Annotated in this window: 16 protein-coding genes; 10 read left to right on the top strand and 6 right to left on the bottom strand. The window is 64.0% G+C overall.

Going from position 1 to position 19,797, the window contains the following annotated elements; translation table 11 throughout:
* Positions 1–7 precede the first annotated feature (7 nt).
* The 4 genes from pstC to FJT57_RS07305 are packed head-to-tail and all read left to right on the top strand — an operon-like array spanning position 8 to position 4,782.
* The gene (gene pstC / locus FJT57_RS07320; protein ID WP_144903612.1) at positions 8–943 is read left to right on the top strand and encodes a phosphate ABC transporter permease subunit PstC; all 936 of its coding nucleotides are present in this window, start codon (positions 8–10) and stop codon (positions 941–943) included.
* Positions 943–2,658 (top strand): phosphate ABC transporter permease PstA, encoded by a 1,716-nt coding sequence (pstA, locus tag FJT57_RS07315; protein WP_144903609.1) that lies wholly within the window; start codon positions 943–945, stop codon positions 2,656–2,658. The genes pstC and pstA overlap by 1 nt, the downstream gene beginning before the upstream one ends.
* Positions 2,659–2,661: 3 nt before the next feature.
* Positions 2,662–3,645 carry a phosphate ABC transporter ATP-binding protein PstB gene (gene pstB, locus FJT57_RS07310; RefSeq protein WP_203229121.1) on the top strand — a complete coding sequence of 328 codons (984 nt, stop codon included), beginning with the start codon at positions 2,662–2,664 and terminating at the stop codon, positions 3,643–3,645.
* Positions 3,646–3,648: 3 nt separating this feature from the next.
* The gene (locus tag FJT57_RS07305; RefSeq protein ID WP_144903607.1) at positions 3,649–4,782 is read left to right on the top strand and encodes an AbrB/MazE/SpoVT family DNA-binding domain-containing protein; all 1,134 of its coding nucleotides are present in this window, start codon (positions 3,649–3,651) and stop codon (positions 4,780–4,782) included.
* A gap of 189 nt (positions 4,783–4,971) precedes the next feature.
* Here FJT57_RS07305 and FJT57_RS07300 read toward each other — a convergent pair whose 3' ends face one another.
* Positions 4,972–5,964: a hypothetical protein gene (locus FJT57_RS07300; protein ID WP_144903604.1), complete on the bottom strand. Its 993-nt coding sequence runs from the start codon at positions 5,962–5,964 to the stop codon at positions 4,972–4,974.
* Positions 5,965–6,224: 260 nt separating this feature from the next.
* Here FJT57_RS07300 and FJT57_RS07295 point away from each other — a divergent pair, with 260 nt between their 5' ends.
* Positions 6,225–6,524, top strand: coding sequence for an antibiotic biosynthesis monooxygenase (locus FJT57_RS07295; RefSeq protein WP_144903601.1), 300 nt, complete (start codon positions 6,225–6,227; stop codon positions 6,522–6,524).
* Between the two features lie 157 nt (positions 6,525–6,681).
* Here FJT57_RS07295 and FJT57_RS07290 read toward each other — a convergent pair whose 3' ends face one another.
* Entirely contained in the window at positions 6,682–7,095 is a 414-nt protein-coding gene (locus tag FJT57_RS07290) for a hypothetical protein (protein ID WP_144903599.1), read from the bottom strand.
* Between the two features lie 347 nt (positions 7,096–7,442).
* Between FJT57_RS07290 and FJT57_RS07285 the strand changes: the two genes are divergently transcribed.
* From FJT57_RS07285 to FJT57_RS07270, 4 genes are all read left to right on the top strand, one after another.
* On the top strand, positions 7,443–7,760 hold the full coding sequence (locus FJT57_RS07285) for an RPA12/RPB9/RPC11 RNA polymerase family protein (protein WP_144903596.1): 318 nt from the start codon (positions 7,443–7,445) through the stop codon (positions 7,758–7,760).
* A 280-nt stretch (positions 7,761–8,040) separates the two neighbouring features.
* Positions 8,041–9,288 carry a potassium channel family protein gene (locus FJT57_RS07280; protein ID WP_144903592.1) on the top strand — a complete coding sequence of 416 codons (1,248 nt, stop codon included), beginning with the start codon at positions 8,041–8,043 and terminating at the stop codon, positions 9,286–9,288.
* A gap of 17 nt (positions 9,289–9,305) precedes the next feature.
* A complete protein-coding gene (locus FJT57_RS07275; protein WP_144903589.1) occupies positions 9,306–10,589 on the top strand; it encodes a TrkA C-terminal domain-containing protein in 1,284 nt (427 codons plus the stop codon).
* A gap of 96 nt (positions 10,590–10,685) precedes the next feature.
* Entirely contained in the window at positions 10,686–10,955 is a 270-nt protein-coding gene (locus FJT57_RS07270) for a ubiquitin-like small modifier protein 1 (RefSeq protein WP_144903586.1), read from the top strand.
* 119 nt (positions 10,956–11,074) lie between these two features.
* On the opposite strand, the gene FJT57_RS07265 is transcribed toward FJT57_RS07270, so the two are convergent.
* From FJT57_RS07265 to FJT57_RS07250, 4 genes are read right to left on the bottom strand one after another with little or no spacing between them, the layout of a single operon-like run.
* Positions 11,075–13,090 (bottom strand): SpoVR family protein, encoded by a 2,016-nt coding sequence (locus tag FJT57_RS07265; protein ID WP_144903583.1) that lies wholly within the window; start codon positions 13,088–13,090, stop codon positions 11,075–11,077.
* 4 nt (positions 13,091–13,094) lie between these two features.
* Entirely contained in the window at positions 13,095–14,474 is a 1,380-nt protein-coding gene (locus FJT57_RS07260) for a DUF444 family protein (RefSeq protein ID WP_144903581.1), read from the bottom strand.
* Positions 14,465–16,774: a PrkA family serine protein kinase gene (locus FJT57_RS07255; RefSeq protein ID WP_144903578.1), complete on the bottom strand. Its 2,310-nt coding sequence runs from the start codon at positions 16,772–16,774 to the stop codon at positions 14,465–14,467. The genes FJT57_RS07260 and FJT57_RS07255 overlap by 10 nt, the downstream gene beginning before the upstream one ends.
* A 2-nt stretch (positions 16,775–16,776) precedes the next feature.
* On the bottom strand, positions 16,777–18,846 hold the full coding sequence (locus tag FJT57_RS07250; protein ID WP_144903575.1) for a PrkA family serine protein kinase: 2,070 nt from the start codon (positions 18,844–18,846) through the stop codon (positions 16,777–16,779).
* A gap of 488 nt (positions 18,847–19,334) precedes the next feature.
* Between FJT57_RS07250 and FJT57_RS07245 the strand changes: the two genes are divergently transcribed.
* Positions 19,335–19,718, top strand: a complete 384-nt coding sequence (locus FJT57_RS07245; protein ID WP_144903572.1) for a DUF5820 family protein — start codon at positions 19,335–19,337, stop codon at positions 19,716–19,718.
* Positions 19,719–19,797: the final 79 nt, after the last annotated feature.

Genomic DNA, 19,797 nt, shown 5'->3' with positions numbered 1-19,797 from the left:
CTCTCCAATGAGTAACGAACCAGCGAAGTTACAGCTCACCGGTGGTGAGCAACGCAGAGTCGTCCGAGAGCGACTGTACCGGCACCTGTTACTGCTCTGTGCGTCCGTGACGGTCGTCGTCACCGGGAGCATCATCTTCGCGCTCGCGTTCGACGCCGTACAGTTCTTCGAGATGGTCGATCCCGTCGACTTCTTCACCGGGACGACGTGGATTACCGACAGAGGCCAGTTCGGCGTCCTGCCGCTCGTGACCGGGACGCTTCTCGTCACGGTCGTCGCCGGACTGGTCGCGATCCCCGTCGGCGTGCTCGCGGCGATCTATCTGAGCGAGTACGCGAGCGCTCGCGCGCGGTCAGTCCTGAAACCGGCATTGGAGATCCTCGCGGGCATTCCGACGGTCGTGTACGGCTACTTGGCGCTGATCTACCTGACGCCGTTTCTGCGCACGCTCGGCATCGATCTCGGGACGTTCAACGTCCTGAGCGCGTCGGTTATGGTCGGCGTGATGATCATCCCGATGGTGTCGAGTCTCAGCGAGGACGCGATGAGCGCCGTCCCGGCGTCGTTGCGCGAGGGTGGCTTCACTCTGGGAGCGACGAAGTTTCAGGTCTCGACCGGAATCGTCGTCCCCGCCGCCATCTCCGGGATATTCGCGTCGTTCATCCTCGCGCTCTCGCGGGCCATCGGCGAGACGATGGTCGTGGTGATGGCGATGGGCCTCCGGCCGCGGATGTTCGACCTGAGCGCGCCGTTATCGAGCTTACAGGAGTCCGGACAGACGATGACTTCGGCGATGGTCCAGGCCGTGACGAGCGACGTCGGGGCCGCCTCGCCGACGTACAAGAGTATGTTCGCGCTCGGACTGACGCTGTTTGCGATCACCTTCGCGATGAACTACCTCAGCAACTGGATCGCCGAGCGGTATCGGGAGGAGTACAACTGATGGCGCAGGAGCAGTCAGCGGGATCCGGACAGGGATTCGCCGGTGACTCGGGCGTGAGTCGGATTCGCGGTCGCGTCTTCGAGTGGCTCACCCTCGGGGCGACGGTGTTCGGCCTCGTGATGGTGACGGCGCTCCTCGCGTACGTGTTCAACGACGCGATCCGACCGTTCAGCGCGGATCCCCTGTGGCACCTAGTGTACGCGACCACGGTCGTCCTTCCGGCACTGGTCCTGTTGGCCACGTACTATACCTCGGACGAACCCGCGGGCGAGGTCGCGATCGCGAGCACGGGGATTCCGATCGTCGGACTCGTCGCTGGTTCCGGGTTGGTCGTCCTGTTCATCGAACTTCTCACCCCGGCGGACTGGTTCGGGCTCGTCGTCGGCCTCGTCTGTGCGGCCGCCGTCGTCAGACTGCACCAACTGACGCGCCCGAACGCCGCGGTCGAGCGGCTGTTCGTGATCGTCCTGGCCCCACTGCTCGCAATCACGGGGATTCCGGCGATGAACATCCAACGTACGTTCTCCTCGCCGCTGACGACCACCGAGATTGTGACGATCGACGCGGCCACCCCCTCGCTGCTCCCGAGCGTCGGGGACGTCCTCCGCCCGCTGCTCACCGCGGTTCCGGGGTGGGTTCTGCTCGTCGCTGCGGTGACGCTTCCGGTGGCGACCCTCTTCGGCCGACAGGTCGCAGCGCGCCGCGGAGACGGCCGCGGGGTTCGAGAGGTGGTCGTCGGATCCGTCGGACTCGTTGCAGTCGGTTCGCTTGTGGCACCGCTGTTCGGGTTGGCCCCCCAACACTGGGTGCTGTTGGCGACGACCGCTGTCCTACCGACCGGTGTCTATCTGGAAGGCGTGGTTCGCCGCCGCACCGGCGTCTTGGGCGTCGCGTTTCCGATCGTCCTCGGAGCGGGTCTCGTCCTCGGAACGGCACTCACGAACGCCTTCGGTCTCGCGGGGCCGTCCTCGTGGATCGGCTGGGACTTCCTGACCAGTCCGACGTCGATCACGCCCGAGGACGCGGGCATCTATCCACCGCTCGTTGGGTCGGTACTGATGCTCGTCGTCATCATCACGCTCGTGTTTCCGATCGGCGTCGGTGCTGCGATCTACCTCGAGGAGTACGCGCCGAAAACGGGTGCCCGCGGCCGACTCGTCGAACTCATCGAGATCAACATCGGCAATCTCGCCGGTGTGCCGTCGGTCGTGTACGGGCTGCTCGGGCTTGGTCTGTTCGTCAAAGGCATCGGTCTCGATTCCGGAATCGTCATCGTGGGCGGGCTGACGGTGGGGCTGTTGATCCTGCCGATCGTCATCATCTCCGCACAGGAGGCGGTCCGCGCGGTCCCGGACTCGCTCCGTCGTGCGTCCTACGGGATGGGCGCGACGAAGTGGCAAACGACTCGGAACGTCGTTCTGCCGCGCGCGCTTCCGGGCATCCTCACCGGGACGATTCTCGCCCTCGGGCGCGCGATCGGCGAGACCGCGCCGCTCTTAATGATCGGCGCTGCGGCCTCCGTTCGCCTCGCACCGAACGGCTTCTTCGACAAGTTCAGCGCGATGCCGCGTCAGATCTTCGCGTGGTCCTCGGAGTTCGACCCGGACTTCCGCTTCGGCGTGCTCGCTGCAGGCGTCGTCACGCTGCTTCTCGTTCTCCTGCTGATGAACGGGACGGCGATCCTCATTCGGAACAGATATCAGCGAAGTGATTGACAAATGGTAGAAAACGACTTCGATCGACCCGGTGCATCGCCCGAAAACGCCAGCACGGCTCACTCGACAGCTAGAGGGCTGGATGCCGAAACCGCCGCCGAACAGCCGACAGCAGCCGCGGTTGAGTCGTCCGTGGCCGAGACGCCAACGACGGAATCAAACGCGGGCGACTCGTCGGCGTCCCACCCTTCCTCGGAGCGACAGTCGGCGGGCGGATCGACCGCGGCGGAGTCGACGAACGGAATCATCAGCGCTCGCGACCTCGACGTGTACTACGGCGACGAGCGCGCACTCAGGGACGTCTCTATCGAAATCCGCTCCGAACGGGTCACCGCGATCATCGGTCCGTCCGGCTGCGGGAAGTCGACGTTCCTCCGGTGTTTCAACCGGATGAACGACCTCATCCAGTCCGCCCGCGTCGACGGACGCGTCGAGTTCGAGGGGACGAACATCTACGACGACGACGTCGATCCGGTCGCCCTGCGACGCCGTATCGGGATGGTGTTCCAACAGCCCAACCCGTTCCCGAAGAGCATCTTCGACAACGTCGCCTACGGGCTTCGAACCCAGGACGACACCGAGAACCTGGACGAGCGGGTCGAGCGCGCGCTCAAACGAGCCGCGCTCTGGGACGAAGTCGAGGGGGATCTCGACAAGAGCGCGCTGGATCTCTCCGGCGGGCAACAGCAGCGCCTCTGCACCGCCCGCGCGATCGCGGTCGATCCCGACATCATCCTGATGGACGAACCCGCCTCGGCGCTGGACCCGATCGCGACCTCGAAGATCGAGGACCTCATCGAGGAACTCGCCGAGGACTACACCGTCGTCATCGTGACGCACAATATGCAGCAGGCCGCGCGAATCTCCGACCGCACGGCGGTCTTTCTCACCGGCGGGGAACTGGTTGAGTACGGCGACACAGATCAGATCTTCGAGAACCCCGAGAGCGACCGGGTCGAAGACTACATCACCGGGAAGTTTGGATGACCGATGGAGACGCGTAAGATCCAGTCCGTCGGTGGAGGTACCTACACCGTGTCGCTGCCGCGGGCGTGGGCGGATTCGGAGGGCGTCGAAGCGGGCGACGTCGTCAACCTCCACACCCGCATCGACGGCGTGCTGATGGTGCAGACTCGGCAGGTCGACGACGGCTCTCTTGGACAGGTCACGATTCCCGTCTCCGAGGAGAACCCGGCCTGGATCGAGCAGGCACTGCGTGCGGCCTATGCGGCGGGCGCGACCGAAGTGGCGCTCGATTCGGAGACGACCTTCGCGAGCGAGCAGCGACGGGCGGCCGAACGGACTGCTCGAAACCTCACGGGCGTTTCGATCGTCGAGGAGTCCGACGCGTCGATCGTCGTGCGGACCTCGCTCGACCCGCGGGAGGTCTCGGTTCGCCAATCGCTCCGGCAACTCAACTACGTCGCGCTGTCGATGCACCGGGACGCGACCGACGCTCTGCTTGGCGATGCGTCGCCGGAGCGGTTGACCGGACGCGACGAGCAGGCTGACCGACTGTACGCGTTGATCGAGCGGTCGTTCGTCCGCGGACTGGCCCGTCTCGACGAGACGGACGCGCTCGGCGTCACGCGATCGGAGCTGTACGAACTGTGGTTGACAGCTCGCGAGCTCGAACGCGTCGCCGATCACGCCGAGGCCATTGCGGCGATCGCCGCGGCGTCCGATAGCAGGCGCTCGACCACGGAGCGTGCGCCCTCGGTCTCGGAATCGCCTCCGTCATCGTCCGAGCGCACCTCCCCGACGCGGGACCGAACGCGTATCGAGACGCTCGCGTCGATATCCAGGGGGATCGTCTCGGACGCGGTCGGCATCATCGTCGGCGACCTCGCAGCCGAGACCGCCCGGCGCGTGCTGATCGACCGCGACCGGCTCCGCGAGTCGCTCGAAACGAGTGACCGGAAACTGTTGACGAGCGCCGACCCCGACGTCGCGCTCGTGCGCAGCCTCACCAGAATCCGGCGGACTGCCGAGTGCGGGGGCAACGTCGCCGAGTTGGCGCTCCAGTGCGCGGTTCGCAGGGACGACCTCCGAGCGCCAGCGGGACACGCGGGGCCGCGAGACCTATCGCCCGGAGGCGTTGTCGGCATCGACCGCGAGCGGTGAGGGTTCCTCGTGTGTCTCGCCGTCTTGGTAGACCGTATTGAGGTACCATAGAAGACTTCCCACACCTACAGAGGACTCGTTCAAGACAGAGAAGTGACATCACACACTGGAAAGCGCTATTTCCAGTACCTGTCAGGAACGCTGTTTCAGATTCGGGTTGATTCGCGGGCGCGAATCCCCGATTCCGAATCACCCGTCTGAGCCACCATTGAGCCGGAGATAATACTCGTAATACGTGTCTCCGTACTGGATCATTTCTTTTTCGTTTGTACGGACACCAGCGTCTTTCCGGATGTTCCCGTCGATGTAGGGGCGTTTGTCCATCGCGCGCAGAAGTTCCTCGTAGGCCTCCGAGAACGGGTGAGTCTCACTGTAACCGTCGGTCTCCGCTTCGGTGATTATTCGCTGAACCTCCGACGAGAGGTCATCCTGCGAGGTTCGCGCGCCGACGAGCGTGGCCCTAAGAATCGTCTCCATTCGGTCGGGATCTTCGGTAACCGGTTCGGCTGTCGGTCGGTAGACTGCCTCGTAGAACTGTTCGTGGGTAATCTCAACCTCGTAGGTGGTCTCCCGGTAGGTGACGTGGTCGGGATCACCCTCGGCGAGGAGATCGCTCTCATCGCGGGCCGCCTCGCTTCGATACACGTACCCACCACGCTGGACCAGCCCCGACGGGTAGCCGCCCTCGTTCCCCCGGGCTCGCGCGGCCATATGTGCGATATGCACAGCACGGTGATCGGATTCTGGGAGATCTCCGTTTTCGCCCCCGTCGACGGGTGTAGCTGTCGAACCCTCGGATTCAAACAGTCGGAGCACGGGATAGGTCTCGGTGATTTCGTCGACGATGACCGAGTTCAGCTGATAGTAGATCCCCTCGTGGACGGCATAGGCAGGATCCTCGGGACGTGCGAAAAACGGTCTCCGAAGTTGGGTCGTGTACTGCTCGTCGTTCAGGGCGGCCTCCAGCGCCTGCTCGTCCCAGCGGTCGTCGGGGTCCCCGCGTCCGTGGACATACCTGTTACGGAGTGGTTCGTCGACTCGGGTGAGCGAAAGCGTAAGCTCCATCCCGGTATCCCCTCTCGGAGTGTTGTTGCCGAACTCGAGGCACCCTGCGGAGGCAGTGATCCCGACAGCCAGTCCGCTTGCGAGTAGGTGTCGACGAGACAGCAGAAAGTCTTGCATACAGTACCGTCATTACGGTCACGGAAAGGGGTTCTCGAAGCTCAAGTAAACGTTTGAGCAATTATCGACTATCAGTACGCAGGTCAGTTCTATCAGATGATTTACCAAAGGGGAGTGGAATCAAGATTATTGAATCGGTCAATACAGGAGATCATCTACCGGTCAGACCAGAAGCTACATCCTCCGAGAGATGCCTTCGCTATTGTCGGTCACGCTATCTTTATACACGCTCAAATCCTACATTATTGTTGGTGTAGAAAATGACGTACCTGATCGGTAAATCTCCTGTAGAGGACTTCGAGAAGTGGAAATCGGCGTTCCACGATAATGAGCCATACCGCACTGAACATGGAGAACGTGGCTATCAGGTCTTCCAGTCAGTGGATAACCCAAACGATGTGGTCGTCCTCTTCGAATGGGACGAGAACAAAGACCCTCGTGCTTTCTTCGAATCCGAGGAAATGCGTGAGATAATGACGGAGGCTGGTTTAAAGAACCGTCCCGATTTGACCGAGGTTGAGTTAGTCGATCAGAAGCCAGCTCAACAACCGTCTGCGTAAACTCACAGACGAATTTTTTGATTCTCGCGCCGATAGCTACGCGGGTTGTTAGTGTTCCAACAGTTGACAGTGCCTCTACGAGGAATATGCAATACCAATTCTACGCCTGATTCTGTGAATTTTAGTCGGAAAAAGTAGTGCAGATCGGTCAGTTCAGTCACTCTAACACACGATACCGCTTAACAGGCCTCAGGAGCTTTACTCCCAAAATGAGATACAAGAAAATTCCAATACCGAGATAGAGATTATATGTTTGATAAAACTCATACACGACTAGAACAGGGACAAGAGCGATACTTGAGATTCCGTATATTACTAGAGAGACTCGGATAGCTGTTTGAGGCACCCAATGCGAGCTTATCTCGAATTTGACTGTCTCGTCATCGCCATCGGTATTTTCGATTTCTTCTGCTATATCGTGTATCACAGCAGCGGCAACGACCACTGTTGCTGTGACAAGAAACATCTGCCAATCCTGTTTTAAATAAGAGATATATCCGAGTAAGGCAGGTGGTAAGAAAACCGTCTCTGAGCGGGTTCCTGAGAAAACCCTAATGAGATCAACGACCATACAATTACATCTCTCCTGCTCTTTCTTATAAGATCATTGCAGAACTGTCTAAACCAGAATTTCTCATAGAAGTATTCGGCCTTGTTGAAACCTTATGCGGTGATGTGTTTTAGGAGCCGTGCTGAATACAGAGCGTGAGTTCAGCATACCGACTTCGTTTGCTTCGCGTTGAAAATAGTGAATCAGGTGTTCAATAAGCAAGTTCCTTCTCTCGGTTGATTCGACGAAATAGACGTGGAATCAAGATTAGTAGATCACTCAAGTCAGTCAGTATGAGCAGTTGCGTGAACTCCACGATGGGTCGGAAGTTAACACATATATCCGACAACGATGTATTCCTCCGTTATATGCAATTCTGTGTTGAGTGTGGTTCGATGATGCACACAGCGGGTGACACGTGGGTGTGTCGCTCCTGTGCGAACGAAGAGCCGCGGGACTCGCAAGCAGAAACGGCGATGGCGACCCGGGATGTACAGCGGGACGACGGAGCACCCGCCGTGGCCGACGCGACCCAGGGCACCACCGAGACGATGCAGGAGCCCTGTCCGGCGGATGACTGCGACAGCGACCGAGCCTACTACGAGATGATGCCGAAGCCGGGCGGCTCCTACGAGGTTCGGCTGTTCACCTGCGTCGAGTGCGGCCACAAGTGGCGCGAGTCCTGACGGCGCATCTCGGGAACCCCGCCGCTTACATATGTGCAGACTGCCACATCCTTTTTCAAGGCGAGAATCCCACCGTTTACCGCGGGCGTGAATCCGACAACTCCTACCCAAACCACCGTCGGTTGCAGGCCGAATACCTCACGACTGTCAACCTTTGACCCCCTGCGTCTTGGTAAATCTCTCACCGGATACTGCGGCGAGACCGCTGAACAGTTCCGATACGCACTACCAGCGCGCTGACAGCGACAGGTGTTTAGCCTCCGCGTGAGAGTAGCCGTCGATGGCAACGCTCCCCGTTGAAATCCTCTACGGTCTCTATCTCGGTGTGCTGACAGGGCTCGTTCCGGCGCTCATCGCGTGGCTGCTCGGGTTCGGATTCAAGTACTTCACCGGAATCACCATTCCCGGACTCGGTGTCGTCGCGCTCGGCGTCACGATCGCCGGGCTGAACGGCGGACTCCTCGCCCTCGCTGACCCCTCGCTCACTGGTTCCGCGAATCAGTTACGGCTCACGATCGCCCTCCTCGTCGTGCTGATGGGGACGCTCTACGCACACGGCCAGGGCGATAAGATGGGCGCGGCGCTCCCGAAGCGCATCAGCCTCCGCGAACTCACGAAGCGGACGCTCTCGGCCGACGTTGTGGAACTCGTCGGCGGCCGCGGGCAGGTAGAGATCAGCGTCGTCGGCGACGTCGGCGACATCGAAGGGTATCCGCCGCTCCCGTCCGCCCTCCGCGAGTCAATCCATACTGAGACGTGGACGTTTCCCGCGGATCTCCCGCTCGTCGAACTGGAGTCGCGGATCGAGGCCGCACTCCGGACCGAGTACGACCTCCTCGAGGTGTCCGCGAGTATCGACGAACGGGCCCGCGCGACGATCGCCGCGGCTCCGCCGACCAGCGGACTCTCGAAACACCTCCGCCCCGGCGAACGGGCCGTCTCCGTCGAGGCGCTGGTCCCGACCGGTGCAGCACGGGGGGACGACGTGACCGTCATCGCCGACGGGCGGCGGTTCGACGCGCGGCTGCTCGGCGTCGTCGACACCGAATCGGACGACGCGCAGACGGTCGCGGACGAGCAGCCGGTGGCCGAAAGCGACGGCGGTGAGGACGCCGCCGCGGACGACTCGCCGGGGATCGACGCGACTGCACAGAGCGCGGCCGGTGGACGCGCACGCGTCACGATCGCCTTGAATCGCCAGTCGGCCCAGACGCTCGTCGGTGCCGACGACGTCCGGCTGATCGTCAAGTCCCGCGGCAGCCGACGGGAGTTCGAACTGGTGGGGCTGCTACGCCGGACCGGAAAGCGGTTTCGACGGTTCACCGTCGGCTCCGGGAGCGAACTCGCGGGAACGACGCTCGGTGACCTCGCGGTTCGCGACGCCTACGGGGTGGTGGTCCTCGCGATCAGGAGCGACGGTTCGTGGTCGATCGTGCCGCGGGGGACACAACAGGTCACCGCTGGCGACGACCTCCTCGTCGTGGGCGGCAAGCCGGATCTCGACGCGTTTGGGGGGGTGGTCGCGTGATCGAGGTCGCACCCGCGATGTCGTCCATCTCGCCCATCCAGGTCGAGACCGGACTCGCGGGCGATCCGACGTTCGTCGGCGCGGTGACGCAGGTAGTCGGACTCGGCCTGACGGCCGCGCTCGTCGCGGCGCTCGCGGCGATCGTTTATCGGTGGTACACCCGCGAGGAGATTCCGGCGTGGCTCGCGACGCTCGTCGGCGCGTCCGGTGTCGCGTTGTACCTCAACGCCGTCGGGCTGTTCCAACAGGCCGTCGGCTCGAACCCTGCGGATATCTTCGATCCGATGACCGTGCTCATCAACGGGGCGACACTGGGTGCGGCGATCGCGGTCTCCCCGGCCGGGCGCGCCGTCGGCGACCGAATCGCCACGAGCGCGTTCGCCGTCATCGGCGCGCGCGAACTCGACACGGAGGTTAGCCGACTGGTCAGCAACGTCGGTCGGGTTCGCGCCGTCAAACTCCCCGAGGAAGCCGACGACGTCGACGACATCGAGGGCTACGAACCGGTCCCGACCGCGACGAAAGCGGAGTTGGCGGGCAAGACGTTGCTGGTGCCCCGAAACCTCCGCGGCGACGCCCTCAGAGCCCGGATCATCACGCGTATCAAGGAAGACTACGGCGTCGGCTACGTCGATCTCGAACTCGACGACGACGGGACCGTGACGCGGCTCGGACTCGGGCGGCGCGCGGCCGGGCTTGGAACGACGCTCGCGCCTGGATTCGCCGCCGTCGCCGTCCGCGCGGATCCCGGCGCGGGCGCGTCGGCTGGCGACGCGATACAGCTCTGGCGGAGATCGGATGGCGCGGACGGCACCGGGACGGCGACTCGAATCGCGAGCGGCGAGCTCCGCGCGTCGACGGAGGACGTCGCGACGGTGATCCTCGACGAGGCCGACGCCGCGGCGCTCGACCCCGACGACACCTATCGGCTCATCACACTCCCGACTGACCCCGGTGCGGAGCGGGAGTTCACCGCCCTCCTGCGCGCGGCCGACGAGACGATGGATGTCGTCACCGTCGCGTCGGACAGCGCTCTCGACGGGGCCACGCTCGGCTCCGTCGACGCGACCGTCGTCGCCGTCCACGACGCCAGCGGCGTCACCGAGCCGATCCCCGCACGGGGCCGAGAACTGGCGGTCGGGGACACGCTCTACGTCGTCGCTCGGCCCGAACGGCTCCGCGAGATCGCCGGACTCGCGAGCGCGGCCGCGACAGCAGATGGTGGCGCAGACCCGGCGGGCGACGCGGACCCGACGGGCGGCACAGAACCGATGGCCGACGGAGAACGCAACGCCGATTGACGATACGCGGGGAAGGCGACACTGACTGACGACTGACACCGGTCACTATCGGACTCGCGGCGTAACGCTCAACTCGCCGCGGGCGCGAGAGGAGGTATGCACACGGTCACTTGGCGGCTCTTTGCCGACCTCGCAGAGATCGCGGGCGGACGAGAACACAGCGTCGACGTCGACCCCGACGGGACGGTCGGCGACGCGCTCGACGCGTTGGTCGCGGCGTGTGACGGACTCGACGACCGCATTCTGGACGACGGCGCGCTCGCCGACGACGTCAATCTGATGCAGAACGGGACGCCCGCCTCGCCCGATTCGAAGCTCGAAGACGGTGACGAACTCGCGATGTTCCCGCCGGTCACCGGCGGGTAGTTGTTTCAGCGACGATCGGCGAGTAGTTGTTTCAGCGACGATCAGCGGGTAGTGTGGGCTGCGGGGAGCCACCTCCCGAATACGACAGTCACTCGTCGGAGGCGATACCCACTTTTCGGCTACGACAGCCACTCCTCAGGCTTCGTGTCGTAGTCGATGTCGGACGCCTGGATCCGCGTTTCCAACTCGGCGTCCAGCCCGAACTCCTCGAAGGCGTCGCCGTCGTAGCGGATCCGAACGCCGACCTCGGTCGGTTCCGGTTCGCGGTTGCGACGCCTGGCCACTTCGATGTCGTGGTCGTCGTACTCCTTTCGAATCGTCATCAGGTTCACCGGCCGCCCCCACAGCGCGTGGACGCGTTCGAGGACGTCGCGCGCCTGCTGGATGTCGAGGATGATCCCGTTGTATCGGTGTCCCAACAGCAACTCGCCGCGGTTCTCGAAGTTGTCGTCGAAGACGGCGACCGTCGGCTTGCCGAAGTTCGTGAACCGCAGGAGCAACTTCTTCTTGACGTCCGCGGGATCGGTCGACGCGACGCGGAAATCACCCGTCGAGCGGGTGTACTCGTAGGTGAAGTAGTTGTTCGACTCGACGAATTCCGGCGAGAGGAACGCGTCGACGAACGTCACGTCGTTGTGGCTCTCCCGGATCGACCGCATTCGATCCCAGCCCGCGGTCTTTTCGACGTCGGCGATCGCCGTCTCGACGCTCCCGTACGCCGTCTCGTCGAAGATGTATCTGGAGAGCTCTTCGAGTTCCGCGCGTCGGACGCGTCCGAGGAACCCTCGATTTTGCGGCTTCACGAGCGAGAAGTGCCGCTCGGCGAGGCCCTCGTAGGTGAGCACCTTCCACGGGTACCGCTCGACGTCGACCGCGTCGGGATCTGTCAGCGCGCGGTCCAGCGTTTCCCAGTCGACGCGCGGGTCGTCCTCGGGGAGCGCCGCGAGCGCTTCGAGGGTGTCGCTGCCGACGCTCTCGATCGGCTCCGCCGGTTCGAGAAGTCGCTGGACCGCCGCGAAGTCGACGGCGTCGTGGAAGTTCCGCCACGTTATCCCCTCGACGCGCAGGAGTCTCTCGACTACCTCTCGCCGGTTGGTCGTGTTCTCGACGTACTCCCACAGCTCCTTTCCGAGTTTGTAGGGATTGAGCCCGGGCGAACCCAGCACGCGGGACTGGTGATCGGCGTAGGTGACGAACTCCTCAACGTCGGCGAAGCGCTCCTCGCCCATCATCAGCGACTCCCAGTAGGCGGCCCAACCCTCGTTCATCACCTTCGTCATCTTCTGCGGAGCGAAGTAGTACGCCTCCCGGCGGAGCAGGTCGAGGACGTCCTTCTGCCACGGCTCCATATCGACAGCCTCGCCCGACTCATCGTCGTAGACCATCCCGTGCTCGCGGAGGAATCCGAGGATATCGGCGCGTGGGTGATCGAGCGCCGCAGCGCTCGCTTCAGCGTCGGCGAGGGCATCGAGCCACTCGTCGTCGAACACCGCCTCGCGAACCGATTCGGAGAGCCTGAGTTCGTCGAGTTTGTCACGCAGGTCTTCGGGTGGTCTCCGCTCGGCGTCGCGGTCGGCCGCGAGCGGCCGGTGTTGGTCGATCGTGTCTTCGAGGCACGCGACGGCGTCGACGAAGCGTTCGACCGCGTCCTGGTCGATCTCGGGATCGGCGACGTAGCGCTGGATCGTCTCGCCGTGTCGTTCGAGCATCGCGGCGGCGTCGAGGTCGTCGTCGCCCGCGAACCGACCGAACCACTCGTTGTTGCGGAAGAAGTCCGCGTGGGCCTCGACGTGCGTGATGACGGCCTTCTGGTCGGCCAGCGAGTTCGATTCCTGGAGGAACGCGTGGCTCGGATCGTCGTTGTTGACGATCTCGAAGGCCTTGCCCATCCCGAACTGGTCCTGCTTGCGCTGGCGGTCGTACGTCATCCCCCAGCGCCAGTGGGGGTAGCGTCGCTGGAAGCCGCCGTAGGCGATGAGCTGATTCATCTCGTCGTGGTCGACGATCCAATAGTTCACCGGGTAGGGATCGAGTCCGAGTTTCAGGGCGAGCGCGCGAGCCTCTCGAACCGGTTCCTCGAGTCGATCGGCCGCGGCGCGCGCGGTGTCGTTGAAGCGTCGTAATCTGGTGGTCATTCGGTTATGTCTCCGATGCCGGTCTCGCGGTGCTCTTCGGCGCCGCCGCGCCCTTCGACGACGCCGGTTGCAGGATCTCGTAGATCGCGCCGGTGACGTCCTCCCGCGCCTTGACCGACGCGACGACGACGTCGTCGTCGTCCGAAAAGGCGCGGGCGACCTCCTCGGCGTGCGTCGCGTTTATCGCGGTTCCGCCGGGCTGCGTCTCGACGTAGGCGTGGCGGTTGGCGGGGATCTCTCGCATCAGTGGGATCACTCGCTCTGTGGTGTCGTTCGAGGAGTTCTCGGAATCTCCGGCGGCGAACACGTAGCGGTTCCACTCGTCGAACGGGTACTGTTCGTTCAGCACCTCGCGCGCGAGCTCGTAGGCGCTGGAGATGCGCGTTCCACCGCCCGAGCGGATCCCAAAGAACTCCTCGCGCTCGACCTCCCACGCGTCGGCGTCGTGGGCGATGTAGACGAACTCGGCGTTGTCGTACTTGCCCTGCAGGTACCAATCCAGCGGCGTGAACGTCCGCTCGACGAGCTCGCGCTTCGTCTCGCGCATCGAGCCCGAGACGTCGCGGATGTTGACGACAACGACGTTCTTCTGTTTCTTCTCCTCGATCTCGGGGTGTCGGTAGCGCTCGTCATCGCGGCGGAACGGGACCTCGCGCAACCCGTCGCGGCGGATGCGCTGGATGGTGGTCGTCCGATCGACCTCCGTCGCCATCTCCTCGAAGGAGTGCCACTTCCCGCGCTCGCGCTCCGGAATCGCGTCCCACTCGGACTCGATCCACGCCAGTGAGACGAGGATGTGCGCTTCTCGGCACCAGCGGTAGACCGATTGGGGGGTCGCTCCGGCGACTTTCATCGCCTCGCGAACGAAGTCCTCGTCGAAGTCGGTTGCGAGCTTCCGCTTGAGGCCCTGTTTGAACAGTCGCTCGAAGTCGAGCGTGCTGTTCGGTCCCGTTCGGGTGACGTCGGTGAAGTCGCCTTCGACCTCCTCGATCACCTTCTTCCCCTTCGGTTCGAGGTCGAGGCCGAGCTCCTCGTCGAGCTCCTCGGCGAACTCCTCGGGATCCATCTCGTAGTACTCGTGCTCGCCGCCGTCCTCCCCGGGTTCGCCGTCCTCGCCGTCTTCGTCGCCATCGCCGTCGCCGGGCTGTGGCTGCGGTTGTCCCACCGGCTGGCCGACGTCCGGCGTGCCGCCCCGTCCCTGCCCGACGCCGCCGCGGTCGAGCCGGTCGTATCGGAACTCGGGGAGGTCGATGACCTTGATCGGGATCTTAATCGTGTCCGATTCGGAGCCGCTGAGGTCGCCGTAGCTGATGAACGATTGCAGGTCCTCGCGGCGCTCCTCGCCGACTTCCCTGAACCGTTCGAGGTCCTCTCTCAGTCCCATCGCTCTCGCACCTCCCGCATCACGGCGCGGCTCGTCAGCTCCGCCGACGCCTCCGTGTAGCCGCGGGCGACGAGCTCGTCGATCGTTTCCGCCTTCAACCGACTCGTCTCGGTGTTCGCCGGGGGATCGTTCCACTGGGCGGGGTCGAAGTCCTCGTAGCGGCGTCGGACGTCGGCCCATCCGTGGGCGTCCAGCACCGACTGGATGACCGGTATTTTCGAGAGGTCGACGTCGTCGACGGCGAACCCCTCGTCGCGGTTCTGCCACGCGTAGCGATTCAACGAGGTGATGATCTTCTCGCGACGGAAGCGCTTCACCGTCTCGGTGGGCGCGCTCCCGAGGTAGTCGTCCTCGTCGAACCGGCCGAGCTGTTCGGTTTCGAAGAGTTTCATCCGCAGCGGGTCGGGATCGACCGGGCCGCGTTCGGTCTCGACCTGTTCGTCGCCGTCCCACGCGTAGACGTGTTCGACGTACTCGGCGACGGTCTCGCGCTCGACGGAGTGACCCGCGAGCAACGCCGCCAGCACGTCGGCCTCACGTCTGTCGCGGACGTACTCCCTGGCCAGTTCCGCCCGCCCTTCGTACTCGGCGCGTTCGGCGCGGGAGAACACGGGCGCGTCGTGCAGCCCCTCGACCATCGCATCGAGGATGTCCTCGGGGAGCACCACCAACTCGACGGGCAACTCGGGGTGCCGCCGATCCGCCTCCTCGTGCAGCAGCTCTGCGATGACGTCGCGGGTGAACGTCACCGGAATCCCGTGGACGCCCTCCTTCTCCCTGTCGAAGCCGAAGGCGTCGATCTCCGTACGATCGCCCTCCTCGTCGAGATAGCCCACGTCGAAGAGCCGCGCCTTATCGAGCAGGTCGTACCCGGCGGGGACGTCCTCGCCGTCCAGCCGGGTGAGCACGCTGTACATCGCTGCGGCCGCGATGGCGTGCGGTGCGAGTTCCCGACGCTGGATCGCGCCGGGGCCGTTGCGTACGTCGATGGCGAGCGGGGCGCGGACCCGCTCGCGCAGCGCCTCCTCGTCTTCGACGTCCCAGACGCGCGTTTCGTCGGTGAGTTCGCGGCGGATCAGCTCCGCCTCGAGCGAGACGGTGGTGAGATACCGGAACTCGTGTTTGTCGAGGCGGCGCTTGAGCGCCTTCAGCGGATCGCGCCCCTCGCGCTCGGCGAACTTGTCGAGTTCGGCGTCGAGGTCGGGGTTCGAGATGATGAGCAACTGGGTGTCGACGTCCATTCCGATTCCCTTATCCAGCTTCACGCGCCCCTCGTCTGGGACGTTCAGGAGCTTCTGGAGCAGATCGGCGTGCTGGGAGGCGTCCTCGACGATGGTCAGGAGGCCGTTGCCCTGCGAGAGCACGCCGTCGTAGCTGAACGCCTGCGGGTTCTTCCGGCCGCGCGAGTCGAGTTCGCGGAGCATTCCCGGCATCCACGACCCCACGAGGCGCTCTTTGGGCGTTCCGTCGTCCTCCGAGTGGAGCACGCCGATCCCGCGTCCGACGTCGACGACGTAGTTCTTCACGCGGAGGTGCGCAGGGTCGGTCACCGCCGAGAACAACTCGCCGGTGCCGTCTCGCCGATACCGCTCTTCGAGGTGCTCGTAGGCCTCCCGGGAGAACGGATCCAGTTCCTGATCGACGGCGATGGGAACGTGTCCGTCCGACGCGTCGTTCAGCGCGGCCAACAGCTCCGCCCTGACGTCCGGGGGGAAGACCGAAAGCGGATGCGCCTGCACCGGGCTCTCGTACCAGTCGGCCGCCCGTTCCGTCCCCGTCGTCTCGCCGCCGTAGGAGAGTCCGCGGGTGTCGCTCGTGGCGGCGACGTTCCACTCCACCGTGTAGCGCCGCCCGTCGTCCGTCTTCGAGTACGCGCGCAGGCCGTTGATGAGACACCGTTTCAGCTCCGATTTCCCGGTCGCGGTGGGCCCGTCGAACCAGAGGATCTTCTCGGACTTGCCGCGCTCGGCCGCGATCGTCCGGAGGTCGTCGACGAACCGGTTCAGGACCGCCGTGTTCCCCAGCACGGCGTGCTCACCGTGGTTCGCCGGGTCGTCGAAGAAGCGGTAGCGCTCGCGCGTCTCGCCCTCTTCTAACACCGCTCGCGTCCCCATCGACTCGATCGCGTCGAGCAGGTACTTCGAGGCGTGCGCGGCGATCGACGGCCGCTCGAACGCGGCGTCGACGTAGGCGCTGAGACTCATCGGCTCCTCGTAGGTGCCGCGGAGGTGGTCGTCGGCGACCTCGACGTAATTCCGCGTCGGACCGGCGCCGTTTCCGGGTGTGTGTGCGGCGGTCATACTCACTCCTCGAGTTCGCTCTTTGCGACCTCCGCGCCCGCGAATTCGAGCACCTCGCGGGCGCCCGACTGGGAGTAGCCCCGGTCGATGAGCGCATCGATCCACGCGCTTCGCTCGTCGTCGTCGAGCTCGTTCGCGCTCACCAGCGCCGAGAAGTTGATGTTGTGCTTCTTGTCCTCCCAGAGCTTCCGCTCTAAGGCGCGGCGGAGGCGGTCGTTGTCCTGTGGGTTGAAGGAGGTGCCGTCGCGGGCGCGTCGCGACACCCAGTTCGACACCTCCTGCCGGAAGTCGTCCTTGCGGTCTTCGGGGATTTCGAGTTTCTCCTCGACCGACCTGAGGAACGTCTCGTCGGGCTCCTGCTCGCGGCCGGTGAGTTCGTCCTCCACCGTGGCGTCGTCGATGTACGCCATCACGTGGTCCATGTACTTCTCGCCCTGCCGCCGGATCTCGTCGACGTCGTAGGCGAGCGCGTGGCGAACGTCCTCGATGGCCCGCGCCCTGTACTCCTCGCGGACGAGTTCGAGGTAGCGGTGATAGCGGTCGAGGTTGTCCTCCGGGATCGAGCCGTGGTTCTCCAGGTTGGCCTCGAAGTGGGAGAACACCGACAGCGACGAGAGGTAGGAGCGACCGCGGTGTGTCGAGTCCATAATCGCCTCGGCGATCTCGTCGCCGATGAACCGCGCGGAGACGCCGTCCATCCCTTCGCCGATGTCGGCGCTTGCCTCGCCGTTCTCGCGGAGCTTTCGGACGTCGATGTCGTCGCCGTCGTCGATTTCCCCGTTATACGCCTTGGCCTTCTGGACGAGGGAGACGGACTCGTCGGGTTCGGTGATCCGGGTGAGGACGCCGAACAGCCCCGCCATCTCCAGCGTGTGCGGCTCGATGTGCATATCCGGCACGTCGGCGTTTCGGAGCATCTTCCGGTAGATTTCGGCCTCCTCGTCGTACTCTAAGACGTACGGGAAGTCGATCCGCTTGGTCCGATCGTTGAACGCCTCCATCTTCTCATCGCCCTTCTTTTCTCGATATTCGGGCATGTTCGTCCGCCCGACGATCACCTGGTCGATGTCGATTCTGGGGTTGTTCTTCGGCTTGATCGTCTGCTCTTGGGACGCGTGCAGGAAGTCGTAGAGGAACTCCCGCTGGAGCTTCAGCAGCTCCTCTCCGGAGAAGAGCCCGCGATTCGCGTTGCAGAACGCGCCTGAGTAGTCGAACGCGCGCGGGTCGGACTCGCCGTAGATCGCCAGCTTCGAGTAGTTGACGTCGCCGGTGAGTTCGGTCTCGTCCTGGTTCTTCTTGTCCTTCGGCTCGAACGTCTCGACGCACTGCCGCTTGTTCTCGCTGGCGACGAGGCGGACGATCTCGACGTGGTTCTCCACGACCCGCTGGAGGTCGTCGTCGTAGTGGGCCAACAGCGCGTCGAGGTAGAACTCCGAGGCCGGATCGAGCGTCTGGTCGTTCCGGATGGTGTAGGGCGCATCGAGCGCCCCGTTCAGTCGCTCGATCACCTCGTCGCGCTGCGCTTGCGGGAGCAGAACGAGCGGGTCCTGGTTCATCGGCGAGACCACGACGTCGTCCTCGGGGTCCTGATCGCGGATGACGTCAGAGAGGTTCGTCCAGCGGAACGTGTACATCCTCCCGGCGTCCGTCGCCGTGTAGTCCTCGAAGTAGCGTCTGACCATCCAGTCGAAGTGCGACTTCCCCGATCCGACCGGACCGAGGAGGAGTTTGATTCGCTTCTGGGGGCCGAGCCCGCGCGCGCCCGACTTCACCTTGTTCACGAACTCGTGGATGGATTCGTGGACCTCTCGGCCGTAAAACGTGTTTTCGCCGTCGTGAAGCGGATCTTCCGAGGCCATCCGATACTCGACGACGCCCGCCTGCTCGTCGTAGGCGGTGCCGTAGTGATCGAACATATCGGCCACGCGCTGGTGGGCGTTCCGGGCGATCCGCGGGTCGTCGTACACCGCGTCGAGGTACCAACTGAACCGCTTGGCTTCGCGGAGGTCTTCGGGCACCGAGTCCTTGTAGGCTCGACTCAGGGTTTCGAGGGTTTTTCTGTCACCGTTCATTGTTTGTCCGTCTCGGGGAGCGATACGGCCGTCGCGCGTCTGGCGCGAGCCGTGGTGGATGCTCGTCCACCCGCATCAGTGGTATGACTACACATACCATTCAACACACGCGCAACGGGACATCGCGGGGGCGACAGCGACAGGGCGGCGACAGAACGACAGAACGTCGGGATTCGGCTGGCGATACGTGTGCGGGCGGTCGCTCGATCTGGTTGACCGAGACTGAAAGTGTGTGAGTGATCAACACACATAAGCCTTCCTTCGGATTTGTCGAGACACGTAGTGGGTATGTACGGGTGCTAATGCGGCGATCGGACCGGATATCCCGACTATTTGTAGCTGGACGACCGAAGGCGCGCTATGGAAGTGGCCTCGTGGTCGCGGTCGAACGGGTGGCGACCGGCAGCGGAGTCCCCGACAGCCGACCCCTCGACAGCTGACCCCTCAACAGCCGACCTCCCGGCGCTCCCAGCGCCAGCGAGCCGACGATGACCGAGTCCGAACCTCCCGGTGGCTGGTCGCTCTGGAACGACGAGCCGCGCGGAAGGCGAATTCTCGTGTTCCGCCCCGACGTGTTCAACGAGAGTAACGACCTCCCCGCGGCGTGCATTCCGACGATCCTCGTCTCGAACCGCTCGCGGGCGAACCGGCCCGGCGCGTCTCAGATTCCGACCGATACCTGGCACGTCGCGCTCACGCTCGAACCCGATGTGGAAGTCGTCGTCGAATCATACGAGAGCCGCGCGACCGCCGTCGCGGGCGCGAACGACCTCGCGGCCCGGTTCGCCGACGGCGAGATCGACTACCGATCCGCGTATCAGCTCCCCAGGGAGGCGTATCTCGATCGCCTTGACGAGGTTCTCCCGGAGTGAGCAGGTTGCCGGGGTTACGCTACGGTCAGGGGGCAATTCCGCACGACGCTCCATCACCTCCTGAACGGCGTCCCGTACG

Source organism: Halobellus captivus (assembly GCF_007655485.1).
In the GTDB taxonomy this organism is placed as follows: domain Archaea; phylum Halobacteriota; class Halobacteria; order Halobacteriales; family Haloferacaceae; genus Haloquadratum; species Haloquadratum captivum.
Note: the sequence above shows the minus strand (reverse complement) of the source record. Positions and strands in the feature narration are given on the sequence as shown.